At 57.5% G+C, this 15,254-nt stretch carries 14 protein-coding genes; 7 read left to right on the forward strand and 7 right to left on the reverse strand.

Annotation, left to right across the window (positions count from 1 at the left end; translation table 11 throughout):
* The first annotated feature begins 60 nt into the window (after window positions 1–60).
* Window positions 61–1,668 carry a dipeptide ABC transporter ATP-binding protein gene (locus AC6I8K_RS09205; protein ID WP_483817364.1) on the forward strand — a complete coding sequence of 536 codons (1,608 nt, stop codon included), beginning with the start codon at window positions 61–63 and terminating at the stop codon, window positions 1,666–1,668.
* Here the strand turns inward: AC6I8K_RS09205 and AC6I8K_RS09210 are convergent.
* From AC6I8K_RS09210 to AC6I8K_RS09240, 7 genes are read right to left on the reverse strand one after another with little or no spacing between them, the layout of a single operon-like run.
* Window positions 1,654–2,472 carry a sulfurtransferase gene (locus AC6I8K_RS09210; protein WP_497826577.1) on the reverse strand — a complete coding sequence of 273 codons (819 nt, stop codon included), beginning with the start codon at window positions 2,470–2,472 and terminating at the stop codon, window positions 1,654–1,656. The genes AC6I8K_RS09205 and AC6I8K_RS09210 overlap by 15 nt on opposite strands.
* On the reverse strand, window positions 2,462–3,445 hold the full coding sequence (locus tag AC6I8K_RS09215) for an ornithine cyclodeaminase (protein WP_497826578.1): 984 nt from the start codon (window positions 3,443–3,445) through the stop codon (window positions 2,462–2,464). Before AC6I8K_RS09215 ends, AC6I8K_RS09210 begins: the two co-directional genes overlap by 11 nt.
* Entirely contained in the window at window positions 3,445–4,443 is a 999-nt protein-coding gene (locus AC6I8K_RS09220) for a 1-aminocyclopropane-1-carboxylate deaminase/D-cysteine desulfhydrase (protein WP_064738658.1), read from the reverse strand. Before AC6I8K_RS09220 ends, AC6I8K_RS09215 begins: the two co-directional genes overlap by 1 nt.
* On the reverse strand, window positions 4,443–5,846 hold the full coding sequence (locus AC6I8K_RS09225) for a M20 family metallopeptidase (RefSeq protein WP_497826579.1): 1,404 nt from the start codon (window positions 5,844–5,846) through the stop codon (window positions 4,443–4,445). The genes AC6I8K_RS09220 and AC6I8K_RS09225 overlap by 1 nt, the downstream gene beginning before the upstream one ends.
* Window positions 5,843–6,757 carry an ABC transporter permease gene (locus AC6I8K_RS09230; RefSeq protein WP_064738660.1) on the reverse strand — a complete coding sequence of 305 codons (915 nt, stop codon included), beginning with the start codon at window positions 6,755–6,757 and terminating at the stop codon, window positions 5,843–5,845. The genes AC6I8K_RS09225 and AC6I8K_RS09230 overlap by 4 nt, the downstream gene beginning before the upstream one ends.
* A 1-nt stretch (window position 6,758) precedes the next feature.
* Window positions 6,759–7,619 (reverse strand): ABC transporter permease, encoded by an 861-nt coding sequence (locus AC6I8K_RS09235; RefSeq protein WP_064738661.1) that lies wholly within the window; start codon window positions 7,617–7,619, stop codon window positions 6,759–6,761.
* Window positions 7,616–9,106 carry an ABC transporter substrate-binding protein gene (locus AC6I8K_RS09240; protein WP_483817369.1) on the reverse strand — a complete coding sequence of 497 codons (1,491 nt, stop codon included), beginning with the start codon at window positions 9,104–9,106 and terminating at the stop codon, window positions 7,616–7,618. Before AC6I8K_RS09240 ends, AC6I8K_RS09235 begins: the two co-directional genes overlap by 4 nt.
* A 168-nt stretch (window positions 9,107–9,274) precedes the next feature.
* Here AC6I8K_RS09240 and AC6I8K_RS09245 point away from each other — a divergent pair, with 168 nt between their 5' ends.
* The 6 genes from AC6I8K_RS09245 to AC6I8K_RS09270 all read left to right on the forward strand — a co-directional run bounded on the left by AC6I8K_RS09245 (window position 9,275) and on the right by AC6I8K_RS09270 (window position 15,162).
* On the forward strand, window positions 9,275–9,937 hold the full coding sequence (locus AC6I8K_RS09245; RefSeq protein ID WP_064738663.1) for a GntR family transcriptional regulator: 663 nt from the start codon (window positions 9,275–9,277) through the stop codon (window positions 9,935–9,937).
* 163 nt (window positions 9,938–10,100) lie between these two features.
* Entirely contained in the window at window positions 10,101–11,201 is a 1,101-nt protein-coding gene (locus AC6I8K_RS09250) for an ABC transporter ATP-binding protein (RefSeq protein ID WP_497826580.1), read from the forward strand.
* A gap of 27 nt (window positions 11,202–11,228) precedes the next feature.
* Entirely contained in the window at window positions 11,229–12,503 is a 1,275-nt protein-coding gene (locus AC6I8K_RS09255) for an ABC transporter substrate-binding protein (protein ID WP_497826581.1), read from the forward strand.
* The gene (locus AC6I8K_RS09260) at window positions 12,503–13,417 is read left to right on the forward strand and encodes a carbohydrate ABC transporter permease (RefSeq protein WP_497826582.1); all 915 of its coding nucleotides are present in this window, start codon (window positions 12,503–12,505) and stop codon (window positions 13,415–13,417) included. Before AC6I8K_RS09255 ends, AC6I8K_RS09260 begins: the two co-directional genes overlap by 1 nt.
* Window positions 13,414–14,232, forward strand: coding sequence for a carbohydrate ABC transporter permease (locus AC6I8K_RS09265; RefSeq protein WP_497826583.1), 819 nt, complete (start codon window positions 13,414–13,416; stop codon window positions 14,230–14,232). The genes AC6I8K_RS09260 and AC6I8K_RS09265 overlap by 4 nt, the downstream gene beginning before the upstream one ends.
* Before the next feature lie 12 nt (window positions 14,233–14,244).
* Window positions 14,245–15,162 carry a metallophosphoesterase gene (locus AC6I8K_RS09270; RefSeq protein ID WP_497826584.1) on the forward strand — a complete coding sequence of 306 codons (918 nt, stop codon included), beginning with the start codon at window positions 14,245–14,247 and terminating at the stop codon, window positions 15,160–15,162.
* Window positions 15,163–15,254: the final 92 nt, after the last annotated feature.

Consider the following 15,254-nt stretch of genomic DNA (forward strand, 5'->3'; position numbering starts at 1 on the left):
TCTTGTTCGCGCCAGGTACAGGATATATCCTGTATTTTTCCTTGTTGAGAATCCTGCCAGATGAAAGACGCACGCTTGCTCTCGGTTGAAAATCTCTCACTGCACACGCACGATCGCCGCTTGCTGGTGGATAACATCTCCTTTCATCTCGAGCGCAAAGAAATCCTGGCGCTGGTTGGCGAGTCGGGTTCCGGCAAAACCTTAACTTCACTGGCATTGATGAATTTACTGCCTGCGGGCGTGCAACAGCGTGGCGGTCGTGTGGTGTTTAATGGCGAGACGCTTGATGCGCGCACCACCCAGCAACTACGCGGTTGCCGCATCGCCACGGTATTTCAGGAACCCATGACCAGCATGAATCCCACGCTGCGTATTGGTGAGCAGATTGCCGAAGTGCTGGTGCGGCATCGTCAGTTCAGCTGGAAACAGGCGCAGCAGGAAGCGATTGCGCTGCTGGATCGCGTCGGCATCGTCAATCCGGCGCAGCGTGCGCGGCAATATATTCATCAGCTGTCGGGCGGAATGCGGCAACGTGTGATGATCGCCAGCGCCATCAGCGGTCAGCCTGAATTGTTAATTGCCGATGAACCGACCACCGCGCTAGACGTCACCATTCAGGCGCAAATTCTGGCGCTGCTGCAGGCGCTGCAACAAGAGATGGGCATGGGGATCTTATTGATCACCCACGATCTCTCCGTCGTGGCGCGCTACGCCGACCGCGTTTGCGTGATGAAGCAAGGGCAGCTGGTTGAACAGGGCGCGGTACTCAATACGCTGGGCGCGCCCACCCATCCCTACACGCGGAAATTGATTGCTGCCTCGGCGCCGCAGATGCCGGAAGCGGTCGCGCCGGTGGTACAGCCGCCGCTATTGGTGCTGCGTGACATCAGTAAAAGCTATCCGTTGCCGCGCCGCATGCCGCTGTGGCCGGCCAAACGACAAACCGTTTTGTATCCGGCCAATTTGTCGATTGCGCAGGGCGAAATTGTCGGGCTGATTGGTGAATCTGGCTCCGGCAAAACCACGCTGGGCAGCGCGGCCATTGGCCTGATTGCGGCAGATGGCGGTGAGGTACACTTTGAAGGTCAGCACCTGCAAGGGCGTCAGCTCCATACCTTACGTCGCCATACGCAAATTATTTTCCAGGATCCTTATGCCAGCCTGAACCCCAAAATTCCGGTCGGAGAGCAGATCGCCGAACCGCTGCGCGTCTGGCAGCTACGCAAAGGTGCCGCGGTGGATGAGCGGGTCAAAGAACTGCTGACGCTAGTGGGATTGAAAGCCGAACATGCCGGACGCCTGCCGGGCGCGTTTTCAGGTGGGCAGCGTCAGCGTATTGCCATTGCGCGCGCGCTGGCGATGGAACCGAAGCTGCTGGTGGCGGATGAAGCGGTGGCGGCACTGGATTTATCGGTGCGCGGGCAGATTCTCGCGCTGTTCAATACGCTGCGGCATACGCTGGGATTATCAGTGTTGTTCATCAGCCACGATCTCAGCGCGGTGCGCCAGTTATGCGATCGCGTGGTGGTGATGTATCACGGCAAGATTGTGGAATCGGGTGCGACCGCCAGCGTAATTAATCATCCGCAGGACAATTACACCCGTCAACTGCTCGCCGCCGCGCCCGACATTCAGCAGGCGCTGGCGCTGCGGTTAGCGGCCGTGTAACAGCGGCAGATCGAGATGCTCGGCCCATTCATGCCAGGAACCGACATACACCGAGACATGTGCATAGCCCGCCAGCGTTAACGCCGCCCATACCGTGGCGGCGCGGGCACCGCGATGGCAATAGACCTGCAACTGCGCGTGCTTACTTAATCCAGCGGCCTCGGCGCGTGTAGCAATCTCCTGCGCAGTTAAGTAATGGCCGTCGGCGATGACCTCTTCCCAAAACAGCAGCTGTGCGTGCGGAATGCGTCCAGCGCGTTGACAGCAGGCATGTGCAAAGCTGCCATCGAACTCGCTGGGACGACGCGCATCAACGTTGATTATCGCCACGCCATCCGCCGCTAAAACCTGTTCACGGCTGCAAACCACATCGTTATTCCACGCAGGGGCGCTAACTGTGGGTGGATGCGCCACGGTGCGGCTCAAGCCCAATCCCGGACTGAGGTCATATCCCGCGGCGATCCATGCATCAACGCCGCCATCCAGAATCAGGGCATCCTCACGCTTGAGCAGCCATGCGAACCACGCACCGCGTGGTGAACGCATGCCAACCTGCTGTTCGAAAAACACCGGCGTGGCACCGGGATAGGCGGTAAACATCGGTTGCAGCGCGGTGGCGGCTTCTGCTGCCATCATCGCTAAACCTTGCTCGCTGCCATCCTCAATAAAATAGTCGTAGACGTTGCAGTGCTGTGCGCCGGGTAATGTGCCGCGTTGCCAGTCGGCAAATTCGCGCACATCGATCAACAGAAACGCTTCGCCGCATGCCAGGCGCTGATGCAGTGATAGCACATCAATGATCATGCAGAACTCCTGAAAACAGCGGCTGTAGCGAACCGAGTTCGTCGTGCTCGGCTGCCAGCAAGACGCGCGCGGCGAGGGCGATATCAAAGACGTTGAGGCCAAACGAGGAAAAATAGACGCTGTCATCGTGCTGTGGCCGCCAGTTATCCAGCAGCAGCGCCGCGAGGTCGGCTGCTACATCCTGCTCACGAAACTCACCGGCGCGGAACATCTGGAACAGGCTTTTGGCGCTACGCTGGGCGAAATCACCCCACGCATCGACCATCACTTTGCTGCTGGCTTTAATCGCGGCAAAACTGACTTCGTGATAGCCGACCTGCACAATAATTCTGCCGGGACGCACTGCTGTGGCATCGACAATCGGCTGGTCTGCGCTGGTACAGGTCAGTATTGCGTCATAAGGCTGTGCTAAGGCGAGTGGCAGATCGGTTTCGATCTGCACTTCGCGCAACGCGCTAAGTTTGAATGGCGAGCGATTCCACACGCCAATCTGTTCCAGCTGCGGAAACAGCTGCTGCAGCATGCGGAGATGCGCCTGAGCATGCAGACCGGCGCCGAGTAGCAGCACACGTTTCACCGGACGCGGCGCGGCCAGCTGTAATGCCAGCGCGCTCACCGCAGCGGTGCGGGCAGCCGTTAATGCGCCGCTGGCCAATAAACCACGCGGAATGCCGCTCTGCGCATCATTAATCAAGGTTAACGCTAATGCGGCGGGCAATACATCAGGTCGCTGCGGACGATGTGCGGTCCACTTCACGCCAGCGGCATTGTAAATTCCGCCGACGCGCGCCGGTAAGGCATAGGCTTTACCGAGTGGCGTACCAAGGTCGATGTGATTTTCGGCGGGCATCTGTGCTTCACCAAGCCGCATCAGGCGGATCACCGTTTTGACGTCTTCCAGCGCCAGAGCAACATCACCGCCACCCAATTGCGCGACAGTGGCTTCATCCAATACACGCAATAAGGCTTCCATTATTGCTCCAGCAGTCGGTCGGCGAACGGATAGAGCGCCGGAGAACCACCACAATGCACGAAGGTAACGCGCGAACCCTGCGGAATGCGCCCTTGCTCCACCAGTGCGAACAGGCCGTGCATCGCTTTGCCGGTGTAGACCGGATCCAGCAGCACGCCTTCCAACTGGGCGAGTTTATAGATGGCGGCAATGCCGCCGTCCGATGGCACGCCGTACGCCTGACCGACATAGCTATCTTCTATCCAGATATCATCCGGCTGCCACTGCTGCGGCCATTGCAGCAGATCGGCACAATCCTGCGCCATGCCAGCAATGCGCGGCTGGAACCAGTCGGCTTTGGCACTAACGCTTACACCAATGACCTGAGTATGGGGCCAATAGCGACGCGTACCCACATGCAAGCCTGCCAGCGTGCCGCCGGAACCGGTGGGCGCAACGATGAAATCGGGTGCGGGCGTCTGGCTGGGTGCCAACTGCGCCGTCATCTCTTCCACCGCCCGCACATATCCCAATGCGCCGAGTGGCGTCGCGCCACCCAGCGGAATAATCATCGGGATTTCACCTTGCGCAATAGCTGCATCAGCGTGCGCCTGCATTGCGCCTTCAATTTGCGAGAAATAGCCGTCGGGATCGAGGAACTGCACCTCGGCGCCAAACAGCTTGTCCAGCAGCAGATTACCTTGCCAGCTGGCGGGCGGATTGCCCCGCAGCACCAGCACAGGGCGCATACCAAACTTGCGCGCCGCGGCGGCCACCATGCGGGCGTGGTTCGACTGATGCCCGCCGGTGGTGATCACCACATTCACGCCTGTTTTGCAGGCCTCCGCCATCAGATACTCCAGCTTGCGCACTTTGTTGCCGCCGCCGCCGAAGCCGCTGTAGTCATCACGTTTTATCGTCAGCGTAATCCCAAGTGCCTCACTGAGCCGCGGCAGCGGCTCGTGAGGCGTGGGGAAGAAGCCGAGCGGAACGCGTTCAAACTCTTCTACTGATTTCATTATTTACGACCTTTATTTTTGTGTACTGCGGTGTTTCCCTGGTGTGGCGCGACCCGGCCAATGGCCGAATCATTGAATGCGTTGAGCCATAAGCTCATGGATTGCTGGAAGCGTTCGAGTCCTGCCAGCGTGACAAACTCATTCACGGCGTGCGCGTTGCCGCCGTGGCCTAATCCGCCAATCAGAAAGGCGGGCGCGACGGCCGCGAAGGCGTAAGCGGGCGCACAACCTGGCGCCCACGGCCAGATTTGCGGTGCCGCGCCCAGCGTTTGATAGCTGGCGATCAAGGCATCGACGCCGCTGGCGCTGCGGCTAAAGCGCACGCCGGGATAGCGATCGAACAGTTGCAGTTCGCTGCCGGCTAAATCAGGTTGCGCCAGGCGCTGCTGCGCGGCTTCAATCATCGCATCCTGATCGAAGCCCGGCGGAATGCGGAACGCCAATTCAGCGCTGGCACGGAACGGAATCACGCCGCGTCCGCCCGGCGGATCGCTGTGCAGTTCAGCCAGCGTTAAGACCGCGCTACCGAGCAGCGTTTGCAGGCAGCTCAGCGTGTCGCCTTCGATCATCAGGCGCTGGCTGCGACGGAAGTGCAGTTCATCATCAATGCTGAATTCTGCGGCGACTTTGGTTAGCAGGGCATTCGCCTCATCGTCCGTTGGTTCGCATGCCAGCACGCCGCTGTGTTCAGCAGGCGCAATGGCATTCAGCGCGTTGACTAAGCGCCACGCCGGATTGGCTATCCAGCCGGCATTGCTGGCATGAATTGCCGACGACGGCCCGCCCCACGCGCCACCGGTGACGCTGAGGCGTCCGCTGGCCAGTCCGGTAAAGCCGAGGTAAACGCGTGGCGCGCCGCCGCCGTATTCGCACAGTGACGGAAACAACACGGCTTCCGCGGGGGCAATCGGGCAAGGTTGTTGCGCTAAATAGCGGCGTAGCGCGCCGCTGCCGACTTCCTCTTCACCTTCGAGCAGGATTTCGATATTGAAGTCGAGCTGCTGGCGCTGCTGCAGTTCGCGCAGCAGGATCAGCAAAGCGGCGACCGGGCCTTTGTTGTTTTCAGCACCGCGTCCGACAAACACCTGGCCGAGTTCAGGCCACTCGCACACGCCGCCGACAAACGGCGACACATCCCAACCGGCCTCATCCGCAGGCATCACATCGTACATGTTGTACAGCACCACGGTTTTGTCGCTGCCGTTATCGATGCGCACATGCACCAGCGGCGGGGCGTCGCCATTTTGCGACGCGACCGGAAAAATCACTGTCGCCGCGAGATGCGCCACCATCCACTGTTCCAGCCAGGCGGCCAGACCGCGCTGCGCAGAGAGCTGACCGGCCACACTCGGCCAGCGCGTCAGTTCACTCAGCAGATTTAAGGTGGCATCAAGGCGACTCATAAACGAATCCTCGGGTTCAGCACCAGATAGAGCAGGTCGATCAGCAAATTGATTGCCACGAACACCACTGCGGCGAGCAATACAATCGCCTGCACCAGCGGGAAATCGCGGTTTTGAATCGCCTGAATCGCCAGACGACCAATGCCCGGCCAGGCAAAAATAATCTCAGTCACCAGTGCGCCGCCGAGCAGCGAGGCGAAATACATGCCCTGCACGGTGATTACCGGAATCAACGCGTTACGCAAACCATGGCGCACCACGATGCGCCAGGCGCTGAGCCCTTTGGCGCGCGCGGTCCGGATATAATCCTGTTGCAGCACATCCAGCAGGCTGGCGCGCGTCAGGCGTGCCACGGCGCTCATGTAAAACGCGCCGAGGCTTAGCGCCGGCATCACAAGCGCGGCGAAGGTGCCGTAACCGCTGGACGGCAGCCACTGTAACTTCAGGCTAAACAGCAGAATCAGCAGCAGTCCGAGCCAGAATACCGGAATCGCCTGGCCGGAGAAGGCCAGCAGGCGGCACAGCAAATCCCACAGGCTGTGTGGTCGCAGGGCGCTAATAATGCCGAGCAACAAACCCAGCAGCGAACTCCACGCCAGCGCACTGACGGCTAGCAGCGCGGTTGCGGGTAAACGTTCGGCGATCAGCGCCAGCACCGGCTGGCTGTAACGCAGCGATTCACCAAAATCGCCGTGCAGCACGCCGCCGAGGTAATGGCTGTATTGCCACAGCAGCGGACGATCAAAGCCCATGCTGTGACGAAAGGTAGCAATCTCTTGCTGGCTGGAACCGGGCGGCATCATCAGCGCCGCCGGATCGCCCGTCATATGCAGGCTGAAAAAAATCAGCAGCGACACGCCAAGCAAGACTAAAACCGATTGGCCAAGGCGATTAAGCAGAATATTCAGCATCTCAATCCAACCTTGTATGCGTGCGACGTAACAGCGCATCGCCGAGCAGGTTGCAGCCAATCACCAGCGCCGCAATCACCAAACCGGGATAGAGCACCAGCCATTGCGACAGCAGCATGTAAGAGCGGCCTTCACCAATCAGATTGCCCAGCGTTGGCGTGGGTGGCTGAATGCCCATGCCGAGAAAACCCACCGAGGCTTCGAGCACGATTAAACGCGGGATATCCAGCGTCAGCAGCACCACCAGCGGTGTTAGCAGATTGGGCAGAATATGCCGCAACAGCACGCGCAGTGGGGAAAAGCCCATGGCGCGCACCGCCTGAATGTATTCCAGTTCGCGAATTTCTAAGGTTTTGGCGCGTGCCACGCGGGCGTATATCGCCCAACTGGTGCAGCCCATAATCACGATGATGTTGGTGAGCGATGCGCCCATCAGCGCAATCACCAGCAGAATTAACAGAATAAACGGCACCGCCAACTGGATATCGATCAGGCGCATGATCAGCGCATCAACCCAACCCCCGGCGTAACCGGCGATCATGCCGAGCGCGACGCCAATCACCGCGCCAATTGCTGCCGCGACCAATACCACCAGCAGCGACAAGCGCGTGCCGGAGAGTATTCGCGCCAGCAAATCGCGGCCCAGTTGATCGGTGCCGAGCCAATGCGTGGCCTGCGCGCCGGAACTGCCCGGCGGCAGGAACATCTCATTGAGGTTATTACTTAATGCATCAGGCAACGGCAACCACGGAGAGAGCAGCGCCGCGGCAATCACCACGATCAGCAAGACACTGCCGATCACCGCATCGCCATAAATCAGGCGGCGCGGACGGCGCTGCAGCACGGTGCCTGGTGAAATCATTTCAGCCTCAGGTCAAACAGCGGGATGCGGGCATCGACGCGGCCTTTGAAGTTGAGCGACGTGCTGTGCGCATACAAGGTGTCTTCACGGTATAGCGGCAGCAGCGGCTGCTGTTCAGCGACGCGTTGCTGAATCTGCTCTAACACTTTTTTGCGCGCAACGGGATCAACAATTTGACGACTTTGGTCGAGCAGCTTATCCAGCTCCGCATCATGGACGGTGGAATAGGGCTCGCCGCTGCGCAGAATCGGGAACAGCGCGGCATCGGCATCTAAAGTTTGGGTGGAGCCCCACGCCAGCATGTACATCGGTGCCTGCTTCTGTGACGCGACCTGCTGGGTATAAACCGACCATTCCGGCACGTCCAGTTCGGCTTTCACGCCAATTGCCGCTAAATCCTGCACGATGGCTTGTGCTACGTCGGCGCTGGCGATGTAACGGCGCGGTGCCTGGAAGCGCAGGGTAAAGCCGTTGGCGTAACCGGCTTCTGCCAGCAGGGATTTGGCTTTCGCCACATCCTGCGCGGTAGCCGGAACCGCCAGATAACCGAAGTCATTAGCGCCTGCCATGGTGCCGGTTGGCGTGCCGAAACCGTGCAGCAGCTGCTGGGTATAAGCCTGGCGATTCAAGGCTAACGACAGCGCCTGACGTACGCGCACATCACTCAGCGGCTTCTCATCCTCTTTAAGGCCGAGATAAATCGTCAGCCCGCCGCCTTTTACTTGTTCCAGCTCGACGTTCGGGCGATTTTTCAGCGCCGGCACTAAATCGGCAGGTACACTTTCAATCAGCTGCACTTCGCCGGTCAGCAGCGCGGTAAGACGCGCGGTGGCTTCAGGAATTGGGCGCCAGGTGACGCGGTCGATGGCCGGTTTACCGCGCCAGTAAGTTTCGTTCGCCACCATCACCACTTTTTCATCCGGGATGAAGCTATCGAGCTTATAGGCACCGCTGCCCACCGGTTTACGTGCAAACTCGCTGGCACCCACTTTTTTCACATAGGCGGGTGGCACAATGTAAGCCGGATAGCGGCTCATGCGTGTCGGCAGCAATGGATCCGGGCCGTTGGTATGGATCTGCACTTGATAATCGTTGATCACTTCCACCGATTTGATGGTGCGGATATAGGAGATGGTCGGCGCGTGATTGGCGGGGTCTAAAATACGATCGAGAGAGAATTTCACCGCTTCGGCATTCACCGGCTCGCCATCAGTAAATTTCACATCCTGGCGCAGGGTAAATTGCCAGGTGGTTTCGTTAATCGCTTTCCACTCAGTGGCTAAGCCCGGCTGTAATGACATGTCATCGGCGCGGCGCACTAAGGTATCGAAGAGGTTATCCACCAGCGTGGCAGATTCTTTCAGAAAGCCGGGATCCATCGCCGTGGCAGACGTGGGTTGGCCAATGGTGAGTTCTGCGGCCTGTACGGTTGGCATCAGAGCAAATAGCAACGCGGTGGTGGCAAACTTCACTGCAGGTAGTCTCATAACATTTCCCAAATTTGCCAGCGGCAAGGTAGTGAAAAGAGTGGATACTGCCAGAATCAAGACTGTGCTTATTTGTAATACATGATATATCCTATAATCTGGCAGATTGGCAATAAAACATTAAAAATAACTTACCATTTGCGAATTTCAGTAAAAGGCTCTCAACGAATGATCGAAATGGATAAAGCGCAGCGCATGAGTTTGACCGCGCAGGTAGAATCGTCACTGCGCAGCGCGCTGATAGTCGGCAAGTTAAAACCTGGCGCACGGCTGGTGACGCGCGATCTGGCGGCGCAGCTTGGCACCAGTATCACGCCGGTACGCGAAGCATTATTACGTCTGGTTTCTGCGGGTGCGCTGGATGCCACGCCGGCTGCGGCTTTTCTGGTTCCCGATATGTCGCGCCAGCGCTTTGAAGAAATCACCCTGATTCGTAAGCAGCTTGAAGGTTTAGCGGTGAGAGCGGCGACGCCATTTGTGGGGAAAAAACAGATTTCCGAGCTGAAAAAACTCTGCGCGCGCTACATGCAAGCCAAGCAAAGTGGGGATGCGGAAGCGGCGTTAGAAGCCAATCGCGCGTTTCGTTTTACGCTCTACCGCTTTGCGCAAATGCCCACGCTCGAAGCACTGATTGAGCAACTTTGGGTGCAGATTGGTCCGTGCTTTAACTATCTTTATCCGCAGCCCGCCGAGGTGGTAAAGGGGCATCATAATTACGATCGTCTGCTGGAAGCGTTAGAGGCGGGTGATGCGGTCACCAGTGAAAAGATATTGATGAAAGCGATTGATGATGGCGCTGCGATACTCAAGCAGCACTATTTTAATCAGTAAAAAACAAATTAGCGCGATGAATCGCGCCGCTACAAATACGTGCATACATCCGTAGCGGCGCAATTTATTGCGCATCCTTTAACCGCGCAGTCACCGCAATGACATAAATCCTTCATTTCCTTCCGCTAGCTTACCGCCATTCTGATTTCTGGATTGCGGATGCATGAGCCACCTTTCGCTACATCACATCACTAAAGCCTGGGGCGAGAAAATTGCCCTCGATGACATCAGCTTTGACGCGGCAGAAGGAAGCTTCGTTGCGCTACTCGGCCCATCGGGCTGCGGCAAATCGACGCTGCTGCGCACCATCGCCGGACTGGAAACCGCCGATCGCGGTGCAATCCATTTTAAACACGCCGATATTACCCATCTGCCGCCGTCCCAGCGCAAGCTTTCGATGGTGTTTCAGTCTTATGCGCTATTTCCGCACCTCAACGTACGCGAGAACCTGCTGTTTGGTTTGAAAGCGCGCGGCGAGGAGAAACGATCATTTGCCCAACGCCTCGAAGACGTCAGCACGTTAATGGAGTTGGATACGCTGCTGGAGCGTTTGCCGTCGCAGCTTTCCGGTGGGCAGCAGCAGCGTGTGGCGCTGGGCCGTGCGGTGATCGCCAATAACACGCTGTGTTTGATGGATGAACCGCTGTCGAATCTCGATGCCAAGCTGCGTCAAAGCATGCGCCGTGAAATTCGCGCGCTGCAGAAAAAACTCGGCTTGACCATGTTGTACGTCACGCACGATCAGACCGAAGCGATGAGCATGGCCGACAGCATTATCCTGCTCAACGATGGCCACATCGAACAGCACGGCACGCCGGACGATCTCTATAACAATCCTGCCAGCGTATTTGCCGCGCAGTTCATTGGCGCACCGCCGATGAATATCCTGCCGCTGCAGCAGCACGGCGCGCATCACTATTTGCTGCCCCTCACCGCGCCGGTGGTGGAATACCGCGACGCGCCGCTGAGTCTTGGATTACGTGCTGAAGATATCCAGCTGATCGCTGCAGAACAGGCGGCACTGACCGCGCGGGTGATCAGTGCTGAATATATGGGGGCTGATACTTTGCTGGTGTGCATGCTTGCCGACTTCGGCGCACCGCTGACGGTCAAAGTGCCTGGCATGCAGCGCTTCACCGATGGCAGTGAAGTGGGATTGCAGTGGTCCGCCGCGCGTCAATATCTGTTTTACAGCGAGAGCGGGAAGCGCTGTGCGGATGCCGAGCGTCAAATGTTTGCCTCACAGAAAAAATATGCCGTTTAACCGTTGTCATTTGCCCAAGGGAAAATCATGTCTGCGATTCGATATTCACGTCTTTCTGCTGTAGTGCTCGCCGTTACTGCGTCGGCGTTCGCTGCCGAACCGGTCAAGCTGCAAATGTATTATCCGATCGCGGTGGGGGGCAAAGTCAGTCATACCGTTGATGCGCTGGTGGCGGATTTCCAGCAAGGGCATCCAGACGTGAGCATCCAGCCGGTGTATACCGGTGACTACGCCACCACCGTAACTAAAGCGCTGACCGCATTTCGCGGTGGCAACGCGCCGCAGCTGGCGGTGATTGGCGATATCGAAGCCTATTCACTGATTGATGCCGGTGCGATTGTGGCGGCCAGCGATTTGGCGCAGGGCGATGCAGGCAAAAAATGGATCGAGAGTTTCTATCCGGCGTTTCTGCGCCACATTGATGGCAAAGTGTGGGGCGTACCGTTCCAGCGTTCGACCGTGGTGATGTACTGGAATAAACAGGCGTTTGAAAAAGCCGGTTTGAATGCCGATACGCCGCCGGCCACCTGGCAGCAGGTGGTGGCGTTCAGTAAGAAACTCACTATCAAGGATGCCAATGGCGTTAGCCAGTGGGGCATCGAGATTCCGTCTACGCCAAACGGCTACTGGAACTTCCAGGGCTTGTCCGCCACCAATGGCGGTCGTCTGGATAACGGCAAAGGCACTGCGGTTCACTTCAATACGCCGGGCAACGTTGAAACGCTGCAGTGGCTGACCGATCTCGGCCAGAAAGAGGAAGTCTCGCCAAAAGGCGCAATTGCGTGGGGCACCACACCGCAGGACTTCATCAGCGGCAAAACCGCGATGATGGTGACGACGACCGGCAATCTGACCAACGTGCGTGATAACGCGAAATTTCCGTTCGGCGTAGCCATGTTGCCGGAAAAAACCCAGCGCGGCAGCCCAACAGGCGGCGGCAACCTGTATGTCTTCAAAAATGCGTCGGCAGAACAGCAGAAAGCGGCGATGGAATTTATCCGTTGGGTAACGTCGCCAGAGCAGGCGGCGCGCTGGAGTATCGCCACCGGTTATGTTGCGACGTCTCCAGCGGCCTGGGATACCACGGTGATGAAGGATTACGTCAAAGACGTTCCGCAGGCATTGGTGGCGCGTGAACAGCTGAAGTATGCCCAACCGGAACTCTCTACCTATAACAGCGTGCAGATTCAGGATGCGCTCAATCACGCGGTAGAAGCTGCGGTGACGCAGGCGAAAACGCCAGCCGAAGCGCTGGAAGGCGCGCAGAAGCAAGCCGATCGTCTGCTGAAGCCTTACCAATAATGACGAGCACGATTCTCACCGTCGCGCCGGTTCGTCCTTCCCGGTTATGGTCGATGCAGCTGTATGGTTATCTGCTGATTTTGCCGGCACTGAGCTTTTTGCTGCTGTTCACGCACTATCCGGCGGTCGCGACTGTGTGGGAAAGCCTGTTCAGCGCAGCGCGTAACGGTCGTCCCGCGCATTTTGTTGGGCTGGATAACTATCTCGCGCTGTTAGATGACGATATCTTCATCCAGTCGCTGTGGAATAACCTGCGCTACGCGCTGATCACTATTCCGCTGGCGGTAACGCTGGCGCTGCTGATGGCGCTGGCGGTCAATCGCCATATGCGTGCCAATGCGCTGGTGCGCTCTGTGTTCTTTATTCCTTCGCTGCTGCCGATGATCGCCATCGCCAATTTGTGGCTGTTCTTCTATACGCCGCAGCTTGGGTTACTGAATAAGCTGCTGGCGCTGTTTTCGCTACCGGCCATTAACTGGCTCGGCGAACCGGGCAGCGCATTGTACTGTCTGATGGCGGTTTCAGTGTGGCGCGAAGCGGGCTTCTTTATGATCTTTTATCTCGCCGCTTTGCAGCAGATCGATCCGCGCCTCAGCGAAGCCGCGCAGATAGAAGGGGCCTCGCGCCGCTATTTCTTCCGTCGCGTGCAGTGGCCACTGCTGATGCCCACCACGCTGTTTGTGCTGATCAATGCCTCGATGAATGCCTTCCGCATTGTCGATCAGGTGATTGCCATGACCAATGGTGGACCGAATAACAGCAGTAGCTTGCTGCTGTTTTATATTTATCGTACCGCCTTTAGCTTCTGGGATATGCCCGCGGCTGCCGCCATGACGGTGGTGTTGCTGGTGATCCTTGCCGCTATTGCGCTGCTGAAATTCAACCTGTTGGACAAGCGAGCCCATTACCAATGAAGCCGACAATCACTTTTGGTCGTCTGTGCCTGAATACGGTTATTGGGCTTGCCGCCTTGCTGTGGTTTTTACCGATTCTGGTGGCGTTTTGGGTAGCGATTCATCCGGCATCCGATCAGGCGAACTTCTCGCTCTTTTCACCGCTAACCTTACAGAACTTTGTGAATGCCTGGCACGCCGCGCCATTTGGTCGCTACTTCCTCAATACCAGCTTGCTGGTGCTGATGATTGTGGTGGTGCAACTCATTCTGGCGACCATGGCCGCTTATGCGTTAGTACGCTTTCGTCTGAAATTTTCGGGTGCCATCTTTGCGCTGATTCTGCTGCAACTGATGATCAGTCCCGACGTGCTGATGCTGAACAACTACCAAACCATTGGTGCGCTGGGTTTACGCGATACGCTCACCGGCATCGCGCTGCCGTATTTCTCCTCGGCGTTCGCCATCTTCCTGCTGCGGCAAACCTTCAAAGCCATTCCGCTGGTGCTGGAAGAGGCGGCGATTGTAGAAGGCGCCAGCCGCTTTTACATTCTGCGTAAGATTTACATCCCGCTGGCCAAGCCGATCTATGTGGCGTTTGCACTGGTGTCGATCAGCTTTCACTGGAATGATTTCCTCTGGCCGCTGGTGATCACCGATTCCGTCAACGTGCGGCCGCTGACCGTCGGCTTGCAACTGTTCTCGGCGCCAGAGCAGGGCGTGCAATGGGCGTTGATTGGTGCGGCCACCTTGATGACCACTTTGCCGCTGCTGGTTCTTTTCCTGATTTTCCAGCGTCAGTTCATTCAATCGTTTATGCGTGCCGGTATTCGCTAAGGAGTGCTTTTCGTGTCTTATCCGCATCCGCTGACCCCATTACAGCGTGAACTGCTGGGCGATGTCGCCGAACTCTATGCCTTGCCTGATGTGCGTCGCGCACCGCTCGGTGGCACGCTACGTTTTGGTTTGATTGCCGATCCGCAATATGCTGACATCGACGCCGATATTGCTAAAAATCTCTACTATCGCCACGCGCTGCGTAAGCTGCCGCAGGCAATTGAGGTGTTGAATCAGCAGCCGCTGGATTTTGTCGTCACGCTGGGTGATTTAGTTGATCGCCAGTGGAGCAGCTACGCGGCGATATTACCGATTTACCATCGCCTCGAGCATCCGCATGCGGTGGTGCTGGGCAATCACGATGCGCAGACCATCGCGCAACATCTCAATGAGGCCGCCGCGCTGCCGAAAAGCTATTACGCCTTTGGATTGCAGGGCTGGCGTTTTATTGTTTATGACGGCAACGATATCAGTCTCTATTGCAACATGCAGAACGGTGACGATCGCGCGCAGGCGGAGGCGATGCTGGTGGACCTGACGGAGCGCCAGCAGCCGCAGGCGAAACCCTGGAACGGCGCGGTAGGCAAGCAGCAGCTGATGTGGATTGAACAACAGTTGCAACAGGCTCAGCAGCAAAGGGAAAAGGTGGTGGTGTTCGGCCATTATCCGCTGGCACCGCATAATAGCCACAACTTGCTCAACGGCAGTGTGCTGGCAGAACTGCTTTCTAGTTACAACATACATGGGTGTTTCTCTGGACACGATCACCGCGGCGGCTTTGCGCGTATCGGTCAAACAGGCTTTTATACGCTCAAAGGAATGCTGGATGGGGCCGACGAGGTGCCATTTGCGGTGGTTGAGATAGAGGGCGAATCGCTACGCGTGACGGGTTATGGCGGGGAAGTCAGCTGGGCACCATCACTGGCGTAATACCGATCGGTTAAGTTCTGAATTCACTTATCGCACATTCCGTAGCGGTACAATTTATTGCGCGCTAAATTGCGCCGCTACAATACGTGCGA

The sequence above is a fragment of the Pantoea sp. X-Soil-ISGK-421 genome (assembly GCF_059730785.1).